The organism is Klebsiella sp. 141161 (assembly GCF_050600815.1).
GTDB classification, from domain to species: domain Bacteria; phylum Pseudomonadota; class Gammaproteobacteria; order Enterobacterales; family Enterobacteriaceae; genus Klebsiella; species Klebsiella aerogenes.
Genome location: NZ_JAQIRN010000001.1, coordinates 214724 through 240995, shown reverse-complemented (window position 1 = coordinate 240995; position 26272 = coordinate 214724). Strand labels below are relative to the sequence as shown.

Genomic DNA, 26272 nt, shown 5'->3' with positions numbered 1-26272 from the left:
AGCGCCGCGGTATCTGATTGCTAATTTATCGATGAGCGAACAGGCGGGCAAGGTATTTACCACCCGCCAAGCGAGTGAAATAAAACATCTGTGAAGCGCCTCGTAAGGATGGGCAGGTGTTTAGTAAACAAAGGGAATAAATAACGGCAAAGGGCGGGGATAAAAAAATGGGCCCGGAGTTCGGGCCCGTAGAAATAAAGCGTTAAATCGAGGTTCGGCGATAGTTGCGATATTCCGGTTGCCAGAAATTATCGCTAATGGCTTGCAGCAGCGCTTCGGCCGATGTTTTCACCGCCACGCCCTGTTCCTGAGCCACTTTACCGACCGCAAACGCAATAGCGCGCGACACGGCCTGAATATCTTTCAGTTCCGGCAGTACCGGACCTTCGCCGTTATTCACCAGCGGCGAGTGGTTGGCTAAGGTTTCGCTTGCCGCCATCAGCATCTCGTCGGTGACGCGCGATGCCCCCGCGGCGATCACGCCAAGGCCGATGCCCGGGAAGATATAGGAGTTGTTGCACTGCGCGATGGTGTACTGTTTTCCCTTAACCGTCACCGGGGTGAACGGACTGCCGGTGGCCACCAGCGCTTCGCCGTCGGTCCAGGTCAGGATATTCTGCGGCGTGGCTTCGACGCGGGAGGTCGGGTTCGACAGCGGCATGACGATCGGCCGCGGGCAGTGCTTGTGCATTTCACGAATAATTTCTTCCGTGAACAGCCCCGGCTGGCCGGAGACGCCGATCAGAATATTTGGCTTCACATTACGCACCACGTCGAGCAGCGAAAGCGCTTCGTTGGTCGTATCCCAACCTTGCAGGTTTTCGCGCTTCTGCACCAGCTTGCTCTGGAACGACAGCAGATTCGGCATACCGTCGGTCAACAGGCCGAAGCGGTCCACCATAAATACGCGCTGGCGGGCTTCTTCTTCGCTTAGCCCTTCGCGCATGATTTGCGCGATGATCTGTTCAGCAATACCGCAACCGGCGGAGCCCGCGCCGAGGAAGACAATTTTTTGCTCGCTGAGTTGGCTGCCCGCGCCACGGCTGGCGGCGATCAATGTGCCGACGGTGACCGCCGCGGTGCCCTGAATATCATCGTTAAACGAGCAAATCTCGTTACGGTAACGGTTAAGCAGCGGCATGGCGTTTTTCTGCGCGAAATCTTCAAACTGCAGCAGCACGTCCGGCCAACGGTTTTTGATAGCCTGGATAACGTCGTCAACGAATTGATAATACTCGTCGTCGGTAACGCGCGGATGACGCCAGCCCATATACAGCGGGTCGTCGAGCAGTTGCTGGTTGTTGGTGCCGACATCCAGCACGATAGGCAGGGTGTAGGCCGGGCTGATACCGCCGCAGGTAGTATAGAGCGACAGCTTACCGATAGGAATGCCCATACCGCCGATACCCTGGTCGCCGAGACCGAGAATACGCTCGCCGTCGGTCACAACGATCACTTTGACGTTATGGTTCGGTACGTTTTGCAGGATATCGTCGAGGTTGTGCCGATTCTGATAAGAGATGAACACGCCGCGCGCGCGACGGTAGATTTCCGAGAAACGCTCACAGGCGGCGCCGACGGTGGGGGTATAGATAACCGGCATCATCTCATCGAGATGATTGCCAATCAGGCGATAAAACAGGGTTTCGTTGGTGTCCTGGATGTTGCGCAGATAAATGTGCTTATCGATCTCGGTTTTAAATCCCTGATACTGGATCCACGCGCGTTCAGCTTGTTCTTCGATGGTTTCGACCACTTCCGGCAGCAGGCCCAGCAGGTTGAAGCTGCTACGCTCTTCCATGCTGAAGGCGCTTCCTTTGTTGAGTAACGGAAACTCAAGCAGAACCGGGCCAGCGTAGGGGATATAAAGAGAACGGTTTTTTTTATAGATGAATTGCATCGCACTAACTCCTTGATGTTCACTTCAGACCCGGGCGCGGCGATAAGCGATCGGGCTGGCAGGAAATGCAGCGGGCAGAGTATAGAGCAGATGGTAACAAAAGAAGGATGCGAAGCGTGGGATTGTCTTAAAAAAACACCATCCTGTTTAGCGGATGGTGTTTTTATCATCACTCAGCTGAAAAATTAACCACCGCGGCGTTTGCGGCCTGTAGCATGGATATGGTTAACGGTAGTTTCTTCGTCGCCTTCCAGCACCACTTTTTTCTGGCGGGAAAGCTTGTAGTTCAGACCGAGAAGATGACGTGCCTGATGGTTCGATTTCATTCTTACTCCTTAATCCTGTTCTGGTTTCAAGGACAAGCCCGACGCAGGCCGGACGAAACGTAACCCTAAGTACGCCGCGCTTTTTAACGCGACGGGATTATCGTGGTCCATTTTTTTGCGAATAGCAACCTTGCGTCGGTAGATTAAGAGCGTTCTCGATTCAGGCGCGGGCGATTACCACTTCATTTCGCCGGTGTTCACTTTCGCGCTCAGCTCCAGCGAACTTTCTTCAGCGAGACCCGGATACTGCGCCTGCATGGCTTTAATGACGCTGGCGGAATCTTTATGCGCTTTCAGCGCCTGCTCGAATTTCTCCAGGTAGTCGCGGGTGAAGACGATAGCCTTGTCGCCCGCCGGCGGCGTGCCGAGGTAGTGGCCCGGGATCACCTGTTGCGGATGCAGCGCAGCCATATCGTTAAGGGTCTGGCGCCACTGCTGACGGCTCGCCGCGCTTTGGGTATCGGCGGTCCAGACGTGCATGCCCCAGGCGATGCCGGTGCCGCCAAGAATCGCTTTATTCGCCGGGATCCAGACGAATGCGCCGTAGTTCTGCGGCTGACGAATTTCCACTTTCTCGCCGTCGATGGTGAAGCTATCTGCGGCTAATACCTGCGGAACATAGACCTGCTTCGGCGCGCCGTCTTTCATCTGCGGGCCCCAGTATGCCAGCTTCGCCGCTTTGGTCTCTTCAATATGCTTAACCACTTGAGGGGTCGCTACCACTTTGGCCTGCGGGAAGGCTTTCACCAGCGGCTCAAGGCCAAAATAGAAATCCGGATCGCCAGAGGTGATCACAATGTGCGTGAGCTTCTTACCGCTTTTGTTGATCATCTCAACCAGCTTTTCGCCATCTTTAACGCTGAACTGGGCGTCAAACAATACCGCCTCGTGCGGGCCGGAGGCCAGCGTGGAGTTCACCGCGAAAATCGCGTTCTCCTGCGGGTTGTAGGTTTGCAGGGTCAACGGCGCGGCAAAAGCGGTGGTGCTGAACAGGGCGGTGGCGATGGCTAGGGCAGATACTTTCATGTTGGTTTTCTCTCTTTCAGGTGAATAGGTTTATTTTACGTCATTCTCGATTTGCGAAAATTCCTGAAAAAAGAGATGCTGAGTTTCATAAAACGTGCAGATGGATACGGATATGGATCGAGTTATCGCCGCCCAGGTATACATGCGGATATGCGAGCTGGGCAGTTTGAGCGCGGCGGCCAGGGCGCTTGGAATGTCGCGGCCGATGGTGAGTCGCTATCTGGAGCAGATGGAACATTGGGCCGGTACCCGGCTCATTCATCGTTCGACGCGCAAACTGACCTTAACCAGCGCTGGTGAAAAGGTATTGCAGAAAACGCGTAGCCTCACGCAATTGGCGGATGAGATAGCGGGGCAGACGGAACGCGCGGTGCCGAGCGGCACGTTGCGGGTCGCCTGCGCGCACTTTACCGCCATGCAGTTGCTCTCACCGCTGCTACCGGAATTTTTGGCCCGTTACCCGCAACTGCGTCTCGAACTGGATATCAACAACCATCCGGTGAGCCTGATTGGCGAGCGTATCGATGTCGCCATCCGGATCACCGATAATCCGGAGCCGGGGGCAATAGCCCGGCGGCTCGGCATTTGCCGATCGGTACTCTGCGCATCGCCGCGATGGCTACAGCAGCATGGCCAGATAAATTCGCCGGAGGAGCTCAGTCAACATAACTGTTTGCACTATAGCCATTTCGCCACCCCAACATGGCGGTTTACCGATCCGCAAGGCGAACCCGTGTCGGTGGCCGTCTCCGGCAACCTGAGCGCCGGGATCTCCTCTCTGCTGATGGAAGCGGCGGTGGCGGGGTGCGGCATCGCCATGCTGCCGGAACTGGAAGCCCGGCGCGCGCTTAACAGCGGCGCGCTAAAACAGGTGCTGCCTGGCTATACGCCAAAATCCCTGGCCGTCTATGGTATCTATCTGTCACGAGATTATCAGCCCAGCGCGCTGCCGCTGTTTCTGGAGGCCATTCAGCAACAGTTGTCCCAGGTCAGCTAGAGCTGTCTATACTTACTCCTTTAACGTCAAAAAGGAGTGAATCGATGGCAATTCATAAGAAAGGTCAGGCGCATTGGGAAGGGGATTTGAAAAGCGGTAAAGGCACCGTCTCGACGGAAAGCGGTGCGCTGAACCAACAACCTTATGGTTTTAATACCCGCTTTGAAGGCGTTAAAGGGACTAACCCGGAAGAGCTTATCGGCGCGGCCCATGCTGCCTGCTTCTCAATGGCGCTGTCATTAATGCTCAGCGAAGAGGGCTATACGGCGACCTCTATCGATACCGTTGCGGTGGTCACGCTGGATAAGAGCGGCGGTGGCTTCGCCATCACGAAGATCGCGCTGCAGAGCAATATTGTCCTGCCGGGTATCGATAAAGCCGCCTTTGATCCGATTATCCAAAAAGCCAAAGCTGGCTGCCCGGTTTCGCAGGTGCTGAAAGCCGACATCTCCCTCGATTATCAGCTCAACGCTTAATCCGTGGCGCGCCCGCGGTAGCGCGGGCGCGTTGGCGTTTAAAGTCACCGTCGGCAAATGCCTGCCGCCGCGAATGGTGATATGTTGGTGGCGTTACGGATAGCGACGGATAACGCAATGACCAGCATACGCGGCATGATTGAATCGCAGGTCCTGGGTTTAACCGGGATGGCGCTAAAAGAGATTGATTTTGAAAACCCCAAGGGCGAGCCGGGTTTATTTGGCCCGCAGTCGGCTATCTGGCAGGTGCACGGCGACTTTACCTCAATGCTCTGCGGCGGCATTAGCGCGCTATTATTGCAGATGCTACATCCGCTGGCGCTGGCCGGTGTGTGGGATCATTCGCGTTTTCGCGAGGATATCTTTGGCCGTCTGCGCCGCACCAGTCAATTTATCTCAGCTACCACGTTTGGCGCTACCGCAGATGCCGAAAGATTAATCGCCAAAGTGCAGGGGATCCATCAGCGTATCAGCGGCGTTGCGCCGGACGGTACTCCTTATCGCGCCAGCGATCCGGCGCTCTTAACCTGGGTTCACGTGGCCGAATGCAGCAGCTTTATGGCCTCTCATCTGCGTTATAAGCGCACCATCGTCACTGCCGCGCGGCAGGAGCAATACTACCGCGAAGCGGCGGAAGTCGCCCGGCGACTTGGCGCCGAAGACATCCCCGAAACGCCACGTCAGGTGGCGGAGTATTTGCAGGATATGCGCCCTCAGTTACGTTGTGATGAACGAACGCGGGAGGTGGCGCAGGTGCTGCTCACCACCCGTCTGCCGGGCCGGCTAAGCCAGCCGGTAGGACGCTGGATGATGGTCGCCGGAATCGATCTGCTCCCCGATTGGGCGCAGCAGATGCTGGCGATCCCCATCAATCCGTTGCAGCGGCGAATCGCCAGAGTGGCGGTCAATGGCGTGGCGCGGGTGCTCCGCGCTTCGGTGCGCAATGGGGCTTATCATTGCGCTATGCGTCGAATGGCAACGTCATAAAAATAAAAAATAGCCGCTCAATGTCGGCTATTTTTAAAGCGCAATCATTCGCATTTATATATTATAACTCAGGCTATTTATTTTAAATTTATTATCAACAAGCTATTAATATTGAATATCGCTGATTCATATCAGGCTATCATCCACACTTAATTCGGGAGGGATGATGGAAAATAAAAAACAGCAGAGTGAAAATAAATATCATCAGCGTTCACAGGCTGCGCGAAAAAGCACCCTGGTCAGCGTAGTCGTTAATCTGTTTTTATCGACCGGGCAAATTATCGCCGGCCTGTTTTCAGGGTCACAAGGGCTTATTGCCGATGGCATCCACTCTCTTTCCGATTTAATTGCTGATTTTGTAGTTCTGATTGCCAATAAGAAAAGCCGTAAACCTTCCGACAGCGATCATCATTATGGCCACTGGCGCTACGAAAATGGCGCGTCGCTGATATTGGGCGCGATTTTAATGGTTGTCGGCGTGGGCATGTTGTGGTCGGCGGTGGATAAACTACTCCATCCGGAAACCATTCAATCCGTGCATATTACGGCACTTTGGGTGGCCCTGACGGCGCTGATCGCAAAAGAGACGCTGTTCCGTTACATGCTGGCGGTAGCAAAGCGCATTCAATCGTCATTATTAATTGCGAACGCCTGGCATGCGCGCTCGGATGCAGCATCGTCGGTAGTGGTGGCGGTGGGGATCGTTGGCAATCTCGCGGGGATGGTCTGGTTGGATCCTGTAGCGGCATTGTTAGTAGGGGTATTGATTTCCCGAATGGGTTACACTTTTGCCTGCGATGCTTTACATGATTTAATGGATCGCTCGGTCGACGCGCAAACCCAGAATGCGATACGCGACACCATCGCCGCAACCGGCGGCGTAGTGGGTCTGCATGATCTAAAAACTCGTAAGGCGGGCGACCTGATCCTCGTCGATGTCCATATAGAAGTTCCGGGCGAGCTGTCGGTTCGCGCAGGCCATGCTATCGCGCTGGCGGTGCGGGAAAATGTGCTCGCGCGCCATGAGGTGCTACAGGTGATGATTCACATTGATCCATACGAAGCGCCCGGCGGCGAACCGGCTCACGCGTAAACAACATTTCGACTCCTGCCTGCAGGAGCCAACGCTACCTTGCCGTTAATTGGCAATAACAGAGGATGATATGAAAATTAACGAACCTCAGGCGATTACTTTACCCCTGCCGCGAACGGCGATATTTATCGTCGCGACCGTAGCGCGCAGCGCAGAGAGCCTGAGCCGCGTGCGCGACTGGTGCGATGATTTCGCCGCGGTGGTGCGTTCCGTTGGTACCCGCATGCCGGAGGCGGGGATTTCCTGCATCTGCGGATTTGGCGCTGAAATCTGGCCGCAGTTGTTTGGCCAGCCCACCCCGCAGCAGCTGCATCCTTTTCGCCGCGTGGGCAGCGGAGAGCGCGTGGCGGTCTCTACGCCGGGCGATCTGCTGCTGCATATCCGTTCCGATGATATGGGGCTTAGCTTCGAACTGGCGACGCAGTTGATGGACAAGTTGGGGGATGCCGTAACGGTTGTCGATGAAGTGCACGGCTTCCGCTATTTCGACCGTCGGGCGATGATCGGTTTTGTGGACGGCAGTGAAAATCCGCAGGGGCGCGCGGCGGCGGATTTCACCATTATCGGCGATGAAGACCCGGATTTCGCCGGTGGTAGCTACGTGATTGTGCAGAAATATCTGCACGATATGGCGGGCTGGAATGCGTTAACCGTCGAGCAGCAGGAGCGTATTATCGGGCGTAAAAAAATGACCAACATCGAACTGGATGCCGACGTCAAACCAAGCTGTTCGCACAGTTCGCTCACCACCCTTGAAGAGAACGGCGAGGAGATTAAAATCCTGCGCGACAACATGCCGTTCGGCAAACCCGGCATGGGCGAGTTTGGTACCTATTTTATCGGTTATGCGCGCAGCCCGGCGCCCATCGAACAGATGCTGGAAAACATGTTTGTCGGTCGCCCAGCCGGTAATTACGATCGACTGCTCGATTACAGCCGCCCGGTTACCGGCAGTCTGTTCTTTGTACCTTCTGCGACGCTACTTGAAGAATTATCCAGTCGTCAGGCTGAATAACCCTGCATAATATCCGCCATTACGCAGCCGCTGATGGTTTATTTCTCCGGCCTGCTTTGCAGGCCGAATATTGCGTGAAAAATAAAAACAGCCCATAATTAAACCACCATTAATTCATCGCTAATTAATGGCGGTTATCAACGCGATGTCGTGTTTGTGTACAATAAAATTAACCAATGGCTTAATAGATAATATCTATACCCTAAATAATTCGAGTTGCAGGAAGGCGGCGACGCAGGGAATCCCCAGGAGCTTACTCCAGTAAGTGACTGGGGTGAGCGAGGACAAATTCGTCAGGAACGAATTTGAACGCAGTTCACTGCGCCCGTAAGGGCGAGGCCCAGGGATGGGCCGAGTTATTGCCAACGCACATGCAACTTGAAGTATGACGGGTATATACCCATCATTTTTCATTAGGGTATGTACTGAGCATCATTGGGTCTTCAGGAAGTAATACAATGATCATCCGGCCAGAACAACACTGGTTTTTTCGTCTGTTTGACTGGCACGGTTCCGTGCTGTCAAAAATTGTTTTCCGCCTGCTATTGAACGTCCTGATGTCGGTCATCGCCATCATCAGCTATCAATGGTATGAACAACTTGGCATTCACTTAACCGTTGCGCCATTTAGCCTGTTGGGGATCGCGATTGCGATTTTTCTCGGCTTTCGTAATAGCGCGAGCTACAGCCGCTTCGTTGAGGCGCGTAATTTATGGGGAACCGTGCTGATTGCCGAACGAACGCTGGTGCGGCAGCTGAAAAATATCCTTCCAGCCGAGGCGGAAACGCATAAAACGTTAGTCAGTTACCTGGTGGCGTTCAGCTGGAGCCTTAAGCATCAGTTGCGTAAAACCGACCCGGCGGTCGACCTGTACCGCCTGTTGCCGAAAGAAAAAGTGGCGGAAATTCTCGCCAGCTCAATGCCGACTAACCGAATTTTATTATTGATTGGTAATGAGTTAGGGAAGCTGCGCGAGCAGGGTATGCTCAGCGATATTACCTACGGCTTGATGGATAATAAACTCGACGAGTTAGCCCATGTCCTGGGCGGCTGCGAGCGTCTGGCGAGTACGCCGGTGCCGTTTGCTTACACCTTGATTTTACAGCGCACGGTGTATCTTTTTTGTACGTTGCTGCCGTTCGCGCTGGTGGGCGATTTGCATTATATGACGCCGTTTGTTTCGGTATTTATTTCCTACACCTTCCTGTCATGGGATTCCCTGGCGGAAGAGCTGGAGGATCCGTTTGGCACTTCGGCAAACGACCTACCGCTCAATGCAATGTGCAATACCATTGAACGTAATTTGATGGATATGACCGGGCAACATCCGTTGCCGGAAAAAATGCAGCCTGACCGTTATTACAACCTTACATAAAAAAACGCCGGGCGGGTCAGCCCGTCCGGCGTTTAGTATTAGTGAGTGCGCATTCCTGCCGCCGTCATCAATAACTTAAAGAAGGTGGCGACCACGCCGAGCGCCAGCACGCTGGCCCCCCAGATAATCACCAGCCACATCAGTTTGTGCCAGAACGGACGATGATGCGTCGTTAACGTTTTATCAGATTGAGTCGCCATCAATGATACCCCTCATCGGGTTTGATTTTGCCGCGGAACACGTAGTAGCTCCAGCAGGTGTACATCAAAATAACCGGAATGATCAGCAGCCCGCCGACCAGCATAAAGCCCTGGCTCTGCGGCGGCGAAGCGGCCTGCCAGATAGAGATTGCCGGTGGAATAATATTCGGCCAGATGCTGATCCCAAGGCCGCTGAACCCGAGGAACACCAGCGCCAGGGTGAGTAAAAACGGCCCATAGCTGGCCTGACGATTGTAGGCGCTACGGACAATCCCCCAGCAGCAAACCAGCACCAACAACGGCACCGGCATAAACCAGATGATATTGGGGAACGTAAACCAGCGGTGAGCGATTTCCGGGTGAGTCAGCGGCGTCCAGATGCTGATAATGGCGACCACTGCCAGCAACGCCAGCGTCAGCGGGATCGCCAGCTCGGACATTTTGCGATGCAGAGCGCCTTCGGTTTTCATTATCAGCCAGGTACAGCCCAACAGCGCGTAGGCAATCACCAGCCCGACGCCGCAAAACAGCGGGAAGGGCGCCAGCCAGTCGAGGGTTGAGCCGCTAAATTCACGACCCGTGACGCTGAGGCCGTTGAGCAGGGTGCCAACGGCGATCCCCTGACTAAACGTCGCCAATAGCGAACCGCCGATAAACGCTTTATCCCACAACGGACGATGTTCCGGCGTCGCCTTAAAGCGAAACTCAAACGCCACGCCGCGGAAAATCAGCCCCAGTAACATAGCGGTTAACGGGATGCTGAGCGCATCGATGATCACCGCGTAGGCCAGCGGAAACGCGCCATACAGCGCCGCGCCGCCCAGCACCATCCAGGTTTCGTTGCCGTCCCACACCGGCGCGACGCTATTCATCATCATGTCGCGGTCGGTTTCATTTTTATTAAACGGGAACAGAATGCCGATCCCGAGATCGAAACCGTCCATCACGATATACATCAAGGTGGCAAAAACGATGATCGTGAACCAGATAATTGACAGGTCGATACCCATATTATTTTCTCCCTGAGGTATTCATAGGTTCGCGCACTGCGGACAGCGGGCGGGCAGGGGTTTGGTTCTGAGTCGGGTCTTCCGGCGTGTGCGCACTTTCCGGCCCTTTCTTTATCAGGCGAATCAGATACACGTAGCCGACGCCAAACACCGAGGCGTAGACCACGATAAAGGCCAGCAGGCTGAGGGACATATGCAGATCGCCATGGGCGGAGACCGCATCCCGGGTGCGCTGAACGCCATAGACTACCCACGGCTGACGGCCAATCTCAGTAGTAAACCAGCCTGCCAGTAGCGCGACCAGCCCGGAAGGGCCCATCAACAGGGCAAAACGCAGGAACGGTTTTGACGTGTAAAGCCGGCCACGCCAGCGCAGCCTGGCGCTGACCACGCCGAGCAGTACCATTAACATACCGAGCCCGGCCATCACCCTGAACGACCAGAAGATAATGGTGGAATTTGGTCGGTCTTCTTTCGGGAAACTTTTTAAGGCTGGAACCTGTTTATCGAGGCTATGGGTCAGGATGATGCTGCCAAGATAGGGAACCTCAATTTTATATTTGGTGCGCTCCTCATCCATATCCGGCAGACCAAACAGCACTAATGGCGTGGCCTCACCCGGTTTATTCTCCCAGTGTCCTTCAATCGCGGCGATTTTTGCCGGTTGATGTTCGAGCGTATTCAGACCGTGCGCATCGCCAATCATCGCCTGAATGGGGGCGACGATCAGCGCCATCCACAGCGCCATCGAGAACATCTTGCGGATTGCCGGCGTGTCATTGCCCTTCAGCAGATGCCAGGCCGCCGAAGCGCCGACGAAAAAGGCGCTGGCAAGGAAGGCGGCGGTGGACATGTGCAGCAGGCGATACGGGAATGAAGGGTTAAAAACGACCTTCAGCCAGTCTACCGGCACCACGATGCCATTCTCGATAATGTAGCCCTGCGGCGTATGCATCCAGCTATTGGACGCGAGGATCCAGAAGGTGGAAAACAGCGTGCCCAGCGCCACCATACAGGTCGCGAAGAAGTGCAGGCCGCGGCCGACGCGATGCCAGCCAAACAGCATGACGCCAAGAAAGCCGGCTTCGAGGAAGAAGGCGGTCAGGACTTCATAGGTCAATAGCGGTCCGGTAATACTACCGGCGAACTGCGAGAACCCGCTCCAGTTGGTGCCGAACTGATAGGCCATCACCAGGCCGGAAACGACGCCCATGCCAAAATTAACGGCAAATATTTTTGACCAGAAATGATAGAGCTGGCGGTAGGTATCCTCTTTTGTTTTTAACCACAGGCCTTCCAGTACCGCAAGGTAGCTGGCGAGACCAATGGTAATAGCGGGGAAAATGATGTGGAAAGATACAGTAAATGCAAACTGTATCCGGGCTAAATAAAAGGCATCTAATCCGAACATGGCTCACCCCTGTACGACATTACTTCATTGTATTTATGGAATATTTTCTGCATAGCGGATACGGCTTTACCTGCGTAAAGCCTCCTGTTAATGACAATTAAATTACGGCGTTGCCGGGCATTGAAATATGTTAATGCCCTTGATAATAAAGTTTAAAATTAATTCTTTAATTATCAAATAGGTTAAATTTAACACCCGATAGATAACATCTATTATACAACACGAAATGACATGTTATTATTTAGTTAACGAACAAAATTGCTCATTTCATTTTAACCAGACATTTAGTTAAAGATTAAAAACAACAAGTTAACCCTGTCATTTGCTATTCATTGGAAAATGAAATGTGGTATTTCCCGCTTAATTACTGTGGTTATTTAACATCGCCGCAAAAAACCGTGACCAATGTTGTTAATAACATCCGTTAGCTGAAGAGAGTATTCAGGAGTTCATATGAATAAGAAAAAACGCGCTGTCCCCGGTGTTCATCCCTATGATGGCCCAGCGGGTGGATGGGGGGCGTTAAAAGCGACCGCCATCGCCGTGCGTACGCAAATGGACGCGCTTGACGCCCCGGTCACGCTGCTGCGTACCAACCAGCCTGACGGTTTTGACTGCCCCGGCTGCGCCTGGCCGGATAAAGAACATAAATCAACCTTCCAGTTTTGTGAGAACGGCGCGAAGGCGGTTACCTGGGAAGCCACTAGCAAACGCGTGACACCAGAGTTCCTGGCCGCCAATACCGTGACCTCGCTGCTGGCGAAAAGCGACTTTGAACTGGAAGGTTACGGACGTATTACCCATCCCTTGTCTTACGATCGCGAAAGCGACACGCTGCGCCCGGTCTCCTGGGAAAGCGCGTTTGCCCGCATTGGCGAAGTATTACAGGGCATGCAGCCCGATGAAGTTGAGTTCTATACCTCCGGGCGCGCCTCTAACGAAGCGGCATATCTGTTCCAGCTTTACGCCCGCGAGTTCGGCACCAATAATTTCCCGGACTGCTCCAATATGTGCCACGAGGCGACCAGCGTCGGTCTACCACAATCGATCGGTATCGGTAAAGGCACGGTGTCTTTGGACGACTTTGACAAAACGGAACTGGTTATTTCCATCGGTCACAACCCCGGAACCAACCATCCGCGCATGATGGGCACGTTGCATGAACTGTCTCGCCGCGGTGTGCCGATTATCGTCTTTAACCCGCTGCGTGAAAGGGCACTGGAACGTTTTGCCGACCCACAGAACGTTATTGAAATGGCGACCTACAGCTCGACGAATATCGCCTCAACCTATTTCCAGGTGAGAGCGGGCGGCGATGCCGCGGCGCTGAAAGGGATCGCTAAGGCGTTACTGGAGATTGAAGCGGACCAGGGCCAGGTGCTGGACCAGACGTTTATTAACGAGCACACCCTCGGCTTCGACGCTTTTGCCGAAGATTTACGTCAGACTAGTTGGCCGGAAATTGAGCGTGAGTCCGGATTAACTCGTGACGATCTGCAGCGCGTTGCCGTTGCCTACGCCAAATCCAACGCCACTATCGTGACCTATGGCATGGGGATCACCCAGCATAACAAAGGCACCTCTAACGTCCGATTGATCGCCGACCTTCTGCTGATGCGCGGCAATATCGGCAAACCGGGGGCCGGCATCTGCCCGCTGCGCGGTCACTCTAACGTTCAGGGCAACCGTACCGTTGGTATTACCGAAAAACCGAGTGCCGATTTTCTGAATAATCTTGAAAGCGTGTTCGGCTTTGTCGCACCGCGCGGACATGGCCATGATGCGGTAAAAGCCCTGCAGGCGATGGTTGCCGGTGAAGCGAAAGCGCTGATCTGCCTTGGCGGTAATTTTGCGGTGGCGATGCCGGATCATGAGCGGGCGTTCCCGGCGATGCGTGGGCTGGATCTTAGCGTGCACATCGGCACCAAACTGAACCGTTCGCATCTGCTGGCAGCCAAAGAGACCTTTATTCTGCCTTGTCTGGGCCGCACCGAACTCGATATGCAGGAGAGCGGACGCCAGTCAATCACCGTAGAAGACTCGATGTCGATGGTCCACGCCTCATCAGGTAAACTGAAACCGGCCTCTGACCGACTGCGCTCGGAACCGGCTATTGTCGCCGGGATGGCGTCGGCGACGCTGCCGAACAGCAAGATCGACTGGTTATCGCTGGTGGCGGATTATGACCGCATTCGCGATCTCATCGAGCAGACTATCCCCGGGTTCGAGGATTATAACGAACGTATTCGTCATCCGGGCGGTTTTCGTATGCCGCTGCCGCCAACCGAGCGGATCTGGCCGACGCCGACCGGCAAAGCGATGTTCTCGGTGTTCAAAGGCGTCCATGAGAACACCCGCGTTGATGGCGACGACGTGATGCGCCTGGTTACGCTGCGCAGTCACGATCAGTACAACACCACGATTTACGCGATGGACGATCGCTATCGCGGGGTGTTTGGCCGCCGCGATGTGCTGTTTATGAATGAGCAGGATATGGCCGAGCAGGGGCTGGAGCATGGCGACCGTGTCGACATTTTCACCGCGCTCCCGAATAGCGACCTGCGCCTTGAGGATATCACCGTGGTTGCTTATAGCATCGCGCCGGGCACCGTGGGCGCTTATTATCCGGAAGCCAACGTGTTGGTGCCGCTGGATTACATCGATGAAGAGAGCGGAACGCCGTCGTACAAGTCAGTTCCTATCCGCCTGACGCTGCGTTCTAAAGAGGTGCGCGCCGTCCCCGGTCTGCGTTAATTTGCTGAATGTTGCCAGTGGCCTAAGACCGGGCCACTGGCAAATGGCATCTTGAAATAAGCCCCTACCGCAAGTAACATTTAAATAACATATCTTATCGCAGCTGTGTTCTGCATCGCGTCCACGAATGACCAGCGGACGTCACTATTCTGGAAGTTAAGATGGACATTAAACAGCTGAAATATCTGATCGCGCTCGATCAGACGCGCCATTTCGGCCAGGCCGCGGCGGCCTGCCATATCACCCAACCGACGCTTTCAATGCGCATTCGCAACCTGGAAGACGAACTTAATCTCACGCTGATTCAGCGCGGCCAACGCTTCGAAGGCTTCACCCCTGAAGGGGAACGCATCCTCGCCTGGGCGCGGGCGCTACTGGCTGCGCACGACGGCCTGGCGGCTGAAGCGGCGATTTGTCGCGGCCAGATGGTGGGCCAGTTACGCGTAGGCATGGTGCCGTTAGCCAGCCTGAACCCGATGCAATTGATCAAACCGCTGGCGGAAAAATACCCAGAACTGCAGTTCAGTCTGCTGTCGATGACCTCTGAGCAAATTATTGACGGCGTCAGCCGTAACCAGCTCGATCTTGGCATCTGCTATTTGCACCACGTCGATAGCGAATTATTTAACGTCACCTGGCTGCCGAAAACGCGAATGGGCCTGCTGCACGACAGTCGCCATTTCCAGTTTGACGCAGGCATACCCGAGTGGGAGACATTAGCGGGGCTACCGCTCGGTTTCCTTACCAAGGGAATGTATTATCGTGAATCGATCGAAATGAGCTTCAAAGCCAAAGGGCTAACGCCGAAATATGTCTTTGAAAGCGATTCGACATTTCAGATAATCCAGGCGGTACAGGCCGGGATCTGTTGCGCCATCATGCCGCTCAATAACGGCCTGGAAGCGCTGAGCGACAATCTGGCGATTATTCCCATCGCGGAAACCGAAGTAGATTCCACGCTTGCGCTCATCATGCGCAATCAGGAGCCGGTGTCGTCGCTGGCGGAAAAATGTTTCGCCGATGCACAGGCGATCTTTAGCGAAACGCCGCACACTTAATCGGCGGCAAAATGTTGTTGCATGAAATCGAGCCAGACGCGAGATCGGGCGGGTAAAAAATGGCGTTCGCGATACAGCGCCACGAGATGTAGCGGCGCCGGCGGTAGCTCCAGTTCAATCACCTTTAATTGACCTGAGGCGATAAACGGGCGGCAAGCCTGTTCAGCAAGGATGGCGAAACCCACGCCAGCGACGGCGGCATGAAGGGCGATCTCTCCGCTATTCACCCGAAAGTGGGCCTGGACGTTCACTTTTTTAAACACGTTCCGTGCGGTGATGAATTGCCAGGCTTGCCCCTTCAGCGCGCTGACGGTGGTGATACAGGGAAGCGAGGCAAGCTGCTCGCAACGTACTGGTTGGCCGTATTTTTCTAACAGAGAAGGTGCTGCGACAACACAGCAGGGAAATGTCGCTAACGGCCTGGCGATATAGCTGGCATCATCCATCTTGCCACGAACGATGGCGACGGCAATGTCAATATCCTCTTTAAGCGCGTCGGCTCCGGCAAGGCTGACCACACAGCTTACTTCAATGTTGGGATAACGCATGGCGAACTGCGCCAGCAGGGGGCCAAAAATCGTCGGTCCTATCTCGTTGGGCAGACATAAGCGCAACAGTCCTTCAGGATCGGCCTGCTGTTGACTGCAAGGAGGTTTCATGTCATTCATTACCGCGCTTGCTTTTATGCTCTGCTCACTGTGGCTGGCCGATGGCGAGATGAGTCGGCAGGCGTCTACTGGCTTGATTGCATTTAGCGGAGTTAGCGCCTTGCTGCTGCCATTTTTACTGCGCTATCAAGAAAAAATACTCGTACGCAACGCCGCCGAACGGGCGCCCGGCGGCGTTAGTGAGGTTTAAATATTCTCCAGGCGAATTCCCCGGGTTCTTGGCCCAAACACGCCTACCGACAACATGACCATCAACATACTGGCGACGATAAAGCTAATTACTCCCGGGGTACCGGCATATTGCAGGATCACACCAATCATAATACTGGTGACCGCGGTAGACAGACGGCTAAAGGAGTAGCAAAAACCTACCGCCCGAGCGCGGATGTGGGTCGGGAACACTTCGGCCTGATACGCGTGATAGCTGATGGTGAGCCAGGCATTAGACCAGGTGATCATAAAGCCGCAGATAACCAGCAGTACTGGGTTATTTTGTAAAGCGAACAGTGTGCCGAAGATCACCGTCATCAGCGCTGACAGGACAATTTGCCATTTGTTTTCAAAACGATGGACAAAACGAGTGCAGAACAGGCAACCAAGCGGATAGGCAAGGGTGATAAAGAAGGCGTACAGCAGGCTGTGGGTAATGCTGGCGCCCTGGCCGGAAAGCAGCGCGGGCAGCCAGTTACCGAAACCAAAGAAGCCGATGGCCTGGAAAAAGTTCATCACCATTAACATGAGAGTGCGTTGCCGGTACTGCGGCGCCCAAATTTCTTTAAAATTACCGCGCTGCGGCGCCGCTATCGCTGGGGTAGCATGGCGTCGGGAAGGCGATAAACCGCATCGCTGTTCCATTTCACACATCACCCGGTGCGCGTCATCGTGGCGGCCTTTGCTTTCCAACCAGCGGGCGGATTCCGGCAGCTTTTTACGGATGACCCAAATGACCAATGAACACAGGGCGCCAAGAATAATCACCCAACGCCAGCCGCTCAGGCCGAGGATGGTCATTGGCACCAGTAGCCAGGACATCAGCGCGACCGTCGGGACCGAGAGAAACTGAATAAAGAAGGCGTAGGCGAAGGCTTTATTACGTAAATGCGTCGGCATCCACTCACTGAGATAAGTATCAATTGTTACCAGTTCAATCCCCAGGCCGACCCCGACCAGGAAACGAAAGAAAATGACCCCTTCAGCGCTATTTTGTAGCGCCATAATCAGCGAAAAGATGCCATACCATGCCAGCGCGAACATAAAGGTCAGGCGGCGTCCGAGCCTGTCCGCGAGCGGCGCGAGCAGACTGGCGCCGATAAACAACCCCATAAAGGTCGAGGAAGCGAAGGCTGCCTGATCGGCAATACCGAATACCCCGTCTTTTCCGGTATGAAAAATATTCTCGGCGAGCAGGCCAGTGCTGATATAACCGGTCTGGAACAGGTCGTAGAGTTCGAAAAAACCGCCTAATGCCAGCAGGGTGATAAAAGACCAAAGACCGGGCGAGGAGGGCAAAGCGTCGATACGCGCGGTTAAGCTGTCGGGATGTTGTCCTGGCGGGCTAAAGGAGGCCTCGCCGAGAACCTGGGTGGTAGACATATTATTATTTTCCTCAGGAGAAATGTTTGCCTGCTAATGTTAATTGGTTGTTAATGGTTTTAAATTTTTAATTGTTAGCGGCATCACGATTTAACAGTCAGAAATCATGCTTAATGCGTTTATGGATGGCGAATATGCTGGTTTTTTGCCTGGAGTCACGGCGGAATTGAAGTAAACGACCGGCGATAGAAATCAGAATAAGTGAAATGGTATCGTTGGCGAATATCACCTACATTTGCAGCGTGTACTCTGTGCATTTAAAGGAAAAGATCATGTTAAAGCGTCAGGTAGTGAAAGCGACATTGGCTATGGTGCTGTCGCTAACAATGGCCGCGGCACCGGCGCTTGCTAATCCCGGAAACGGTAATGGCAACGGTGGTCATGGTAATAGCGGCAACCATGGTAATAGTGGTAATAACGGCAACCATGGAGACAAAGGCAACAATGGCCATAGCGCCAGCCAAAGCGATAACGCCGCAGGCAAGGGACAACGTAAGAACTACGGCAAACCGGATCACGTCAACAGTGATATCAGCTATACCACTGCTCGCGCGCTGGCGGTGAACTATGGTTTAACCGGCTATCAGGCGCTGCCTCCGGGGATTGCGAAAAATCTTGCACGAGGAAAACCATTACCTCCGGGCATCGCTAAAAAAGCGGTGCCCGCCTCGATGCTCAACCAATTACCTTATTATCCTGGCTATGAGTGGCGGGTCGTCGGTGACGATCTGGTACTGATTGCGCTGAGTACTGCTGTGGTCACCGCGATTATTAATAGCGTATTTGATTAAACCTGAAGCCCCCGGCGTTGCCGGGGGACTGGAGTGTCGTTATTCCTGATACAGCGCCAAAGCCTTTATTGACTTGGCAGAGGCAATATTACTGAGTTGCGCTTGAAAATCGTCATTGATAGTTGAGTGTAAATTACCAGCAAGGGTGTCTGCCGATTGCACATTCCAGCCGGTCCCCAGCAGGTTCAACGATTCGTGCTTGTTTTTATAATATTCACTATCAATATTAAGTGCGGTGCCTTTAATCCCAAGGCAAGCGCCTACCAGATGGTGATGAAAACGGGTACTAATCATCTCACCATCAGCCTGAACCGGGATACCTCCATGCCAGACATGCGAGAAAGGATAAAACTCAATATCAGGGATGGCCTTCTGCAGTTCGACAAATGCCGTGTTGTCGGCGCCTGGAATAGCTTCTATATAACCTATTTTCTTGCCGCATTGATGCTGTTGCTGAAGGTAATCGGCAACCTGGGAAACAAGTTTTTGAAATATATCGTCTTCAGAGAGTTCATTCTGAATGCAGCATAAAATATCCGGCAGATCGGGGCTATCGTTTTTGTATACCACATCCAGGTCATAACCCAGGAACACATCGTCCTGAGTATTTTCAACCGCAAATCGACTGGCAGTAGCAGGATCGCGAACGGAAAAGTAATCAAAAGAGGTTATCGCATCGTTAAAAATTTCAGCGGCAAGGAACTCTTCGTGCGGGTAAATGCTGATGCCGGTAGCAATCGTTTTAGCATGAGAGACCTGTTTTAACGCCTGGCAAGCGAACAGGATGGCATAGTTTTCCTTCCAGTTGGCATTGATATAGCCGCCGCCGAGAATGTGAACAATATCAGCCGAGCGTAAAATATCGATATTCAGGTCAATATCAGGAGAACCATAATCCTTAATAAGACTGGCGGTTTTATGATTTATATCCTTAAGATCGTTGACGGAACGCCAGCATATTTTCCACAGAGTATTAATGGCTTTGAAATTTGGGTGATATTTCATAAACAACGATTGCACGTTACCCGGTTCAGGGGTATCAAGCCAAACTTCATACTGTGGATAATTTTTATAAAGGAAAGATAGCCAGGTGGCGGTGATTAATTCATCGCCATAATTTGGTCTTCCGGAACATGAAACCAAATAAACTCTCTTGCTCATACCGTTTCCTTTATGTAGTTGTGTAAATTTGCTTAAATTATGATGGTATTTCGTACAGATAAATAAATAATGCGAATATTTAAGATGTTAATATAAATAATGTTTATCGTATAGGTATGTAGTCTGATTTGGTGATGTGGGTGGCACAATGTTCACAATGACTGCAGCATGCTGGCGGCCGGGCGTGTGAGGCGTCGGCTGAATGCGCGCTGTGCCCCCTCCAACGAGAGGCTTTGAACGAACTCGAATCTAAACCAAACCTCACTGACGGGCTTGCGGCACTTTACTCCTTGCTAGTCACGTCTATACTAAGCACAACTTTACACAGGAGAGATATGTTGGACAGTCACCCTTATTTAAACATCAAGGCAAACTGACGCTATCTACTCTGCGCTGTTTGCCAACCGGCAGGCAGCAATCCTTTCCCGCCCCTGATTGCCTCCTGAGAACTGGAATTCGCTTTTTTGCGAGGTAATTCACCATGCTATTATTTTTCTACGCGCTGTTCCCTCCGCCTTTGACGCGGTAATACACGCTCACACAGGCCCTTAAGGCTATCTCACTGCGGTTTAGCAAACTACGTAGGGATATTTACTGCGCGGAATTGGTGAGTGTGAAAAAAATAATATCTAGCTATGCATGATTTATTTATGCAGGGACAACCACATCTAAATTTGGGGATGAATCATGACTGACATGAAATTAGAAAACCGGAATACCAACCGGTCTGCGTCAGAAAATGATAAGCAGCATAAAAAGTGCTTTGCGATTGAAACGGAGGCCTTTAATAGCCCGGATCACACGCTGGCGCGTTTAAATAGCAGTCGGCAGGGGCTGACGACCGCCGATGCGCTGGAGCGGCTGGAAGACTATGGCCGTAACGAAGTGGCACGAGAAACCGCGCCGCCGTTTTTTATTCAATTACTGCAGGCATTTAATAACCCGTTTATTTACGTGCTGATGGCGCTGGCGGCGGTCAGTTTTATTACCGATTACTGGCTACCGCTGCGTAACGGTGAAGAGACCGATCTTACCGGCGTCATTATTATCCTGACGATGGTAAGTTTGAGCGGTTTATTACGCTTCTGGCAGGAGTTCAGGACCAACAAAGCCGCGCAGGCGCTGAAATCCATGGTCCGTACCACCGCAACGGTACTGCGCCGCGGGCCGGGCAATATTGGCCCCAGCCAGGACGAAATACCCATAGAAGAGCTGGTGCCGGGAGATATTATATTTCTTGCCGCAGGCGATCTGGTGCCGGCAGATGTTCGTCTGCTGGAATCACGGGACCTCTTTGTCAGTCAGTCTATTCTTAGCGGTGAATCACTACCGGTAGAAAAATATGATCTCATGGCCAGCGTGTCGGGTAAATGCAGCGATCGTTTACCGACGCCGGATAAAAATAACAGTCTGTTAGAGATGGGTAATATCTGTCTGATGGGGACGAACGTTACCAGCGGTAGAGCGCAGGCGGTAGTGGTGGCGACCGGCGACCGAACCTGGTTTGGCTCACTGGCAAAATCGATCGTCGGCACCCGTACGCAGACCGCCTTCGATCGCGGCGTGAATAGCGTCAGCTGGTTGTTAATTCGCTTCATGCTGATCATGGTACCGATCGTGTTGTTGATTAACGGCTTCAGTAAAGGTGATTGGGTGGAAGCCTCGCTTTTCGCCCTGGCGGTGGCGGTCGGTTTAACGCCGGAAATGTTACCCATGATCGTCAGTTCGAATCTGGCGAAGGGCGCGATCGCCATGTCGCGACGCAAAGTGATCGTTAAGCGTCTCAATGCCATTCAAAACTTCGGCGCAATGGATGTGCTGTGTACGGATAAAACCGGCACTCTGACCCAGGATAATATCATCCTTGAGCATCATCTCGACGTCGGCGGCGCGGAAAGCAATCGGGTATTAATGCTGGCGTGGCTGAATAGCAGCAGCCAAAGCGGGGCGCGCAATCTGATGGATAGAGCCGTGCTTCGTTATGGAGAAGGACGGCTGGCGCCGACGGAAAAAGAGCGCTTTGTGAAGCTCGATGAACTGCCGTTCGATTTTGTTCGCCGCCGCGTATCGGTCTCGGTGGAAGATAGCCGTTATGGCGATAAGAGCCTGATTTGCAAAGGGGCGGTTGAAGAGATGCTCGAAGCCGCGACCCATATCCGTGAGGGCGACAAGGTCGTTGAACTGGACGCGCTGCGCCGGGAACTACTGCTGACGAAAACCGAAGATTATAACGCTCAGGGCTTCCGGGTATTGCTGGTCGCTACCCGCAAGCTGGATGATGCCGCGCTAAGCGTTCCGCTCACTGCCGCCGATGAACAGGGGCTCACTGTCGAAGGCATGTTGACGTTCCTCGACCCGCCGAAGGAAAGCGCGGGCAAAGCCATTACCGCACTGCGTGATAACGGTGTCGCGGTTAAGGTGCTTACCGGTGATAACCCGGTCGTAACGGCGCGGATTTGTCTTGAAGTGGGTATTGATGCGCACGACATTCTCACCGGCCAACAGGTTGAGTCAATGACTGACCGTCAGCTTCAGCAGGAGGTGGAGAAACGCGCGGTGTTCGCCAAACTGACGCCGCTGCAGAAGTCGCGCATTCTGCAGATGCTACAGAAAAATGGCCATACCGTTGGTTTTCTGGGCGATGGCATTAACGACGCTCCGGCGCTGCGCGATGCCGATGTGGGTATTTCCGTCGATAGCGCGGCGGATATCGCGAAGGAGTCATCGGATATTATTCTGCTGGAAAAAGATCTGATGGTGCTGGAAGAGGGCGTTATTAAAGGACGTGAGACCTTTGGCAACATTATTAAATACCTGAACATGACCGCCAGCTCCAACTTCGGCAACGTGTTTTCGGTGTTAGTCGCCAGCGCCTTTATCCCGTTCCTGCCGATGCTGGCTATTCATCTGCTGATCCAGAATCTGATGTACGACATCTCACAGCTGTCGCTGCCGTGGGACAAAATGGATAAGGAGTTTTTGCGTAAACCGCGCAAGTGGGATGCGAAGAACATTGGCCGCTTTATGCTGTGGATTGGCCCCACATCGTCGATATTCGATATCACCACCTTTGCTCTGATGTGGTACGTCTTCGCCGCCAATCATGTTGAGGCGCAGGCCTTGTTCCAGTCCGGCTGGTTTATCGAAGGGCTGCTGTCGCAGACGCTGGTGGTGCATATGTTGAGGACGCAGAAAATACCGTTCATCCAAAGCCGCGCGACGCTCCCTGTATTGCTCACCACCGCCGCTATTATGGCCATCGGCATTTATATCCCGTTCTCGCCGCTTGGCGCCATGGTGGGGCTTGAGCCGCTGCCGCTGAGTTATTTCCCGTGGCTCGTTGCCACGCTGCTGAGCTACTGCCTGGTGGCGCAGGGTATGAAACGTTTCTATATCAAGCGCTTCGGCCAGTGGTTCTGATGACAAAAAGGAGGGATGACGATGAATCGTTCACCGGAGGATCTCATCGCCTGGATGTTTTTACTGGCCGGTTTGCTGGTACTGGCGCTGGCGATACGGCAAATCTTTGAATAGCGGAGGGGACTATGCGCAAAACGTCGTTAGACCCAATCTTTATCCAGGCTGTGTTGATGATGGTGATGATAGTCTTACTCACCGTCTGGATTAGGTAGTTTAAGGCCCGGGGCATTATTGCTCCGGGCATGATGTAACGTCCCTTCGGTATTCGCTCTGGCGCCTGCAACATGGCAAAAGACACTTCCCACGACGATTAGCTCAATAATGGTAGAGCTTCGAGCATATTCTTCAGGTTTAAGGCATCCCAGGGCAAGTGTTCGGCGACGGTGAGCCCCACCGGTTTGGCCTGCACGGCGGCCTTGTGGATAAGGTTAACCACTTCGTCAATTGTTAGTTTCCCTTCTGCGACGTCGCCAAAATCGTGTACGCCGCGCCCCGGTCGGGCAAACAGCACCGCGCGAAACAGGGCCGGGTCGAGGACATCCAGATCGAGATGGACGGCAAGGTACTCAATACCTTCCCGCGCAATCCACTCGTCTATTGCTTGAGGATGTTGGCGTAGTTCTGCCGGGCTCAAGGTCGTAATACCGTGTTCGCTGATAAACTGCCTTTCAACATCCAGCGGGCTATGGATCCCGGCAATAAGGGCTTTGCCAGGCGATAATGGCTTTCTGACCACCTGGGTTAGTTCCACGTCGCCATTGCCCATTAACGCCCCAAGAACGTGGGCATGGGCATGTGGGTACTGCTGGGGCGTCATGACGTCAGGGTGAGAATCAATCCATAACACCCCCAATTTATCGCCATATTTTTCCGCAAGCCAGGCAAAAGGAGCCAGAGAGACCAGGCAATCGCCCCCTAAGGTGACGATGGTCTCTGGCTGATTTCGCGTGATTTTGTCTTGTGCCTCAAGCAACTGTTCAACGATCGCCCGGCGGCCGACAATACCTTCTTCATTTGCCAGTTCAGCGTCTGTGGGTTCAGGTACGCTGATTTCCAGAACGACGCCTTGCGCTGGGGGCGCCAGCCAGGCCAGTAGCTGCGAACCGAAAAAGTAGGGCGGATTGTTACCGCCTTGCCACTGCGGGAAAAGTAAACGCAGACTGGCTTGGGTATTTGGCATCATGGTTCTCCTCATATTTATCATGGCAAATGAACGAACGTTCATTCATTTATAATGAAGCGCACTGTCGGTGATGGCAAGTAAAAATGGTTATTTACCCTAACATTAGGTTGCTAGCCAAAAAGTGGTTGAAGCAGGTAGAATTGCCCATCGCCGGAGGTAGTTGAAATGTTAAATAATTCAGAAACGTACCATAAGCTGATTGTCGCCGCGGCGGCGTGCTTTGCCGAAAAAGGATTTAATGGAACCAGCGTGCGCGAAATTGCACTGCGCGCAGGTATTAGCCTCGGCGCGATGTACACCTACTTCAAAGGCAAAGATGAACTCATTGAGGCGATTATCCTTGAAGAGCAAAAATCGGCATTAGCTAAGCATCAGGAGCGCTTCGAAGGTTCTCATTTTGCGCAGATTTGCGCCTTAGCCGTTTCCTGTATAGAAGAAGTGGGGTATCCCTCTTCGCATCAGCTTTGGGTGGAAATTATTGCGGAATCGGCAAGAAAGCCGGCGCTGCGGCAGATTTTCGTCAAAAGCGACAGGGTTATGCGCGACGGAATGGCACAGATTATTGCTCAAGGAATTGCCGCAGGCGAGCTCAGCCCACACGTTAACGTCGAAGAAGCAACGCTCACCATCTTTGCGTTCATCGATGGCCTGATTGGCCGTAAAGCGATGAATCCCGCATTTAGCGTGGCTACGGATCTGCCGCATTTTGACAACGTTATGGCGGCCATTCTCGATAAAAATAGCGCCAGTGAATCGCATGCCACAGTACGCTGATTTCTGTTTTAGCGCCGTGATGGCCCAACGGGCGGCAAAAGAAAATCTCACCCTTGATGCCGACCAGCTCGCGTTGGTCGCCAACTTGCAAACGCTGAGCCAGCAGTTATTCCGGCAGCAAACGGCAATACAAGGATTGTACGTCTGGGGGCGAACCGGGCGCGGGAAGAGCTTTATTCTCGATAGTTTCTTTGCCAGCTTGCCGCTGCGTGAAAAGCGGCGGGTGCATTTTCATCACTTTTTCCGCGAGCTCCATCAGCGGCTGAACGCCCCTTCGGCGCCGCGATTGCCGCAAGTCGTCGCGCAAATGACCGACAACTGTCGTCTGCTCTGTTTTGATGAGTTTCATCTTCATGACCCGGCTGATGCGATGTTGATAAAGGTGCTACTGGAGCATTTGTTCGCGCGAAATATCGTCTTATTAGCGACTTCCAATTATCCGCCCGACCGTTTGCTGGCGAATCCGCTTTATCACGAACGCTTTTTGCCTTCCATTAACCTCATTAAACACCATATGAGGGTAACGGCGCTAAACGGCGAACAGGATTATCGCGAGCGACATACCTCGCTGGAGAATGATTTCTGCCGGGGGAAGCTGCTGGAACAGCCAACTCTCAGCACCCGCGCGGCGCTCGGATTGCCGGATATTGCCCAGCAGGCGCAGACTCTGGCGGTGGGTTACCGGACCTTGCAAACGGCATCGCAAGGCAGCGCTTTTTTACATTTCACTTTCGACCAGCTCTGCCTTGCGCCTACCTCGGTCATGGATTACCTGACGCTATGTGAGCAGCATAAGAACTGGCTCGTCGAGAATGTTCCACCGTTGGGGCGAGTTAGCCCTGCGGCGCAGCAGCGTTTTATCAACGTGGTGGATATCTTGTATGAAAAGCAGTGCCGCTTAATATTAATTACCGATTGCGGGCTGGAAACACTGGTGGCGGATGTGGAGCTGGATGATATTCAACGCACCTTTAGTCGGTTACAGCAGCTCGCGCGGGAAGCATAAAAAAAGCGCCTCTCGATAATGAGCGGCGCTTTAACCGAGTAACCTGC

24 protein-coding genes and 1 pseudogene are annotated in these 26272 nt (G+C 53.3%); 15 read left to right on the top strand and 10 right to left on the bottom strand.

Features of this window, described 5'->3' with window-relative positions; all coding sequences use genetic code 11:
• Window positions 1-202: 202 nt before the first annotated feature.
• The 3 genes from PGR79_RS01215 to PGR79_RS01205 all read right to left on the bottom strand — a co-directional run bounded on the left by PGR79_RS01215 (window position 203) and on the right by PGR79_RS01205 (window position 3252).
• Window positions 203-1900 carry an NAD-dependent malic enzyme gene (locus PGR79_RS01215; protein WP_411324942.1) on the bottom strand — a complete coding sequence of 566 codons (1698 nt, stop codon included), beginning with the start codon at window positions 1898-1900 and terminating at the stop codon, window positions 203-205.
• 185 nt (window positions 1901-2085) lie between these two features.
• Window positions 2086-2226 (bottom strand): stationary-phase-induced ribosome-associated protein, encoded by a 141-nt coding sequence (gene sra / locus PGR79_RS01210; protein WP_015366494.1) that lies wholly within the window; start codon window positions 2224-2226, stop codon window positions 2086-2088.
• Between the two features lie 174 nt (window positions 2227-2400).
• Complete coding sequence (locus PGR79_RS01205) at window positions 2401-3252, bottom strand: Vmh family MBL fold metallo-hydrolase (RefSeq protein ID WP_087859600.1); 852 nt, start codon at window positions 3250-3252, stop codon at window positions 2401-2403.
• A gap of 112 nt (window positions 3253-3364) precedes the next feature.
• Between PGR79_RS01205 and PGR79_RS01200 the strand changes: the two genes are divergently transcribed.
• The 6 genes from PGR79_RS01200 to PGR79_RS01175 all read left to right on the top strand — a co-directional run bounded on the left by PGR79_RS01200 (window position 3365) and on the right by PGR79_RS01175 (window position 9196).
• Window positions 3365-4249, top strand: a complete 885-nt coding sequence (locus PGR79_RS01200) for a LysR family transcriptional regulator (RefSeq protein ID WP_430920880.1) — start codon at window positions 3365-3367, stop codon at window positions 4247-4249.
• Between the two features lie 44 nt (window positions 4250-4293).
• The gene (locus PGR79_RS01195; RefSeq protein ID WP_015366497.1) at window positions 4294-4725 is read left to right on the top strand and encodes an OsmC family protein; all 432 of its coding nucleotides are present in this window, start codon (window positions 4294-4296) and stop codon (window positions 4723-4725) included.
• Between the two features lie 117 nt (window positions 4726-4842).
• Window positions 4843-5712 (top strand): oxygenase MpaB family protein, encoded by an 870-nt coding sequence (locus PGR79_RS01190; protein WP_430920878.1) that lies wholly within the window; start codon window positions 4843-4845, stop codon window positions 5710-5712.
• Between the two features lie 166 nt (window positions 5713-5878).
• Window positions 5879-6805, top strand: coding sequence for a cation diffusion facilitator family transporter (locus PGR79_RS01185; protein ID WP_430920876.1), 927 nt, complete (start codon window positions 5879-5881; stop codon window positions 6803-6805).
• Window positions 6806-6875: 70 nt separating this feature from the next.
• The gene (locus PGR79_RS01180) at window positions 6876-7820 is read left to right on the top strand and encodes a Dyp-type peroxidase (protein WP_015366501.1); all 945 of its coding nucleotides are present in this window, start codon (window positions 6876-6878) and stop codon (window positions 7818-7820) included.
• A 458-nt stretch (window positions 7821-8278) separates the two neighbouring features.
• Window positions 8279-9196 carry a bestrophin family protein gene (locus tag PGR79_RS01175; RefSeq protein WP_113373325.1) on the top strand — a complete coding sequence of 306 codons (918 nt, stop codon included), beginning with the start codon at window positions 8279-8281 and terminating at the stop codon, window positions 9194-9196.
• A gap of 38 nt (window positions 9197-9234) precedes the next feature.
• Here PGR79_RS01175 and PGR79_RS01170 read toward each other — a convergent pair whose 3' ends face one another.
• The 3 genes from PGR79_RS01170 to PGR79_RS01160 are packed head-to-tail and all read right to left on the bottom strand — an operon-like array spanning window position 9235 to window position 11817.
• Window positions 9235-9396: a DUF2474 domain-containing protein gene (locus tag PGR79_RS01170; protein WP_064568862.1), complete on the bottom strand. Its 162-nt coding sequence runs from the start codon at window positions 9394-9396 to the stop codon at window positions 9235-9237.
• Window positions 9396-10406: a cytochrome d ubiquinol oxidase subunit II gene (cydB, locus tag PGR79_RS01165; protein ID WP_015705494.1), complete on the bottom strand. Its 1011-nt coding sequence runs from the start codon at window positions 10404-10406 to the stop codon at window positions 9396-9398. Before cydB ends, PGR79_RS01170 begins: the two co-directional genes overlap by 1 nt.
• Window position 10407: 1 nt before the next feature.
• On the bottom strand, window positions 10408-11817 hold the full coding sequence (locus PGR79_RS01160) for a cytochrome ubiquinol oxidase subunit I (protein ID WP_430920873.1): 1410 nt from the start codon (window positions 11815-11817) through the stop codon (window positions 10408-10410).
• A 453-nt stretch (window positions 11818-12270) separates the two neighbouring features.
• Here PGR79_RS01160 and PGR79_RS01155 point away from each other — a divergent pair, with 453 nt between their 5' ends.
• Complete coding sequence (locus PGR79_RS01155) at window positions 12271-14571, top strand: FdhF/YdeP family oxidoreductase (RefSeq protein ID WP_430920871.1); 2301 nt, start codon at window positions 12271-12273, stop codon at window positions 14569-14571.
• A gap of 161 nt (window positions 14572-14732) precedes the next feature.
• Window positions 14733-15629 (top strand): LysR family transcriptional regulator, encoded by an 897-nt coding sequence (locus tag PGR79_RS01150; RefSeq protein WP_087859606.1) that lies wholly within the window; start codon window positions 14733-14735, stop codon window positions 15627-15629.
• Here the strand turns inward: PGR79_RS01150 and PGR79_RS01145 are convergent.
• A pseudogene (locus tag PGR79_RS01145) lies at window positions 15626-16354 on the bottom strand (substrate binding domain-containing protein); the annotation flags it as partial. The gene PGR79_RS01150 and the pseudogene PGR79_RS01145 sit on opposite strands and share 4 nt — an antisense overlap.
• Here PGR79_RS01145 and PGR79_RS01140 point away from each other — a divergent pair.
• Complete coding sequence (locus tag PGR79_RS01140) at window positions 16287-16487, top strand: hypothetical protein (RefSeq protein WP_430920869.1); 201 nt, start codon at window positions 16287-16289, stop codon at window positions 16485-16487. The pseudogene PGR79_RS01145 and the gene PGR79_RS01140 sit on opposite strands and share 68 nt — an antisense overlap.
• Here the strand turns inward: PGR79_RS01140 and PGR79_RS01135 are convergent.
• A complete protein-coding gene (locus PGR79_RS01135; RefSeq protein ID WP_430920867.1) occupies window positions 16484-17890 on the bottom strand; it encodes an MFS transporter in 1407 nt (468 codons plus the stop codon). The two genes, PGR79_RS01140 and PGR79_RS01135, sit on opposite strands and share 4 nt — an antisense overlap.
• 272 nt (window positions 17891-18162) lie before the next feature.
• Here PGR79_RS01135 and PGR79_RS01130 point away from each other — a divergent pair, with 272 nt between their 5' ends.
• Window positions 18163-18681, top strand: a complete 519-nt coding sequence (locus tag PGR79_RS01130) for an anti-virulence regulator CigR family protein (protein WP_087859608.1) — start codon at window positions 18163-18165, stop codon at window positions 18679-18681.
• 39 nt (window positions 18682-18720) lie between these two features.
• Here PGR79_RS01130 and PGR79_RS01125 read toward each other — a convergent pair whose 3' ends face one another.
• Complete coding sequence (locus tag PGR79_RS01125; protein ID WP_113373328.1) at window positions 18721-19842, bottom strand: polysaccharide pyruvyl transferase family protein; 1122 nt, start codon at window positions 19840-19842, stop codon at window positions 18721-18723.
• A gap of 687 nt (window positions 19843-20529) precedes the next feature.
• Here PGR79_RS01125 and mgtA point away from each other — a divergent pair.
• From mgtA to mgtU, 3 genes are read left to right on the top strand one after another with little or no spacing between them, the layout of a single operon-like run.
• Window positions 20530-23262, top strand: coding sequence for a magnesium-translocating P-type ATPase (mgtA, locus tag PGR79_RS01120; RefSeq protein WP_430920865.1), 2733 nt, complete (start codon window positions 20530-20532; stop codon window positions 23260-23262).
• A gap of 21 nt (window positions 23263-23283) precedes the next feature.
• Complete coding sequence (mgtR, locus tag PGR79_RS01115; RefSeq protein WP_020078726.1) at window positions 23284-23376, top strand: protein MgtR; 93 nt, start codon at window positions 23284-23286, stop codon at window positions 23374-23376.
• 11 nt (window positions 23377-23387) lie between these two features.
• The gene (gene mgtU / locus PGR79_RS01110) at window positions 23388-23474 is read left to right on the top strand and encodes a magnesium transporter protection protein MgtU (RefSeq protein ID WP_271032594.1); all 87 of its coding nucleotides are present in this window, start codon (window positions 23388-23390) and stop codon (window positions 23472-23474) included.
• A gap of 98 nt (window positions 23475-23572) precedes the next feature.
• Here mgtU and PGR79_RS01105 read toward each other — a convergent pair whose 3' ends face one another.
• The gene (locus tag PGR79_RS01105) at window positions 23573-24442 is read right to left on the bottom strand and encodes an arginase family protein (protein ID WP_087859611.1); all 870 of its coding nucleotides are present in this window, start codon (window positions 24440-24442) and stop codon (window positions 23573-23575) included.
• A gap of 168 nt (window positions 24443-24610) precedes the next feature.
• Here PGR79_RS01105 and PGR79_RS01100 point away from each other — a divergent pair, with 168 nt between their 5' ends.
• Together PGR79_RS01100 and zapE are read left to right on the top strand one after the other, a co-directional pair.
• A complete protein-coding gene (locus PGR79_RS01100) occupies window positions 24611-25219 on the top strand; it encodes a TetR/AcrR family transcriptional regulator (RefSeq protein WP_087859612.1) in 609 nt (202 codons plus the stop codon).
• Window positions 25203-26225, top strand: coding sequence for a cell division protein ZapE (zapE, locus tag PGR79_RS01095; RefSeq protein ID WP_430920863.1), 1023 nt, complete (start codon window positions 25203-25205; stop codon window positions 26223-26225). The genes PGR79_RS01100 and zapE overlap by 17 nt, the downstream gene beginning before the upstream one ends.
• Window positions 26226-26272: the final 47 nt, after the last annotated feature.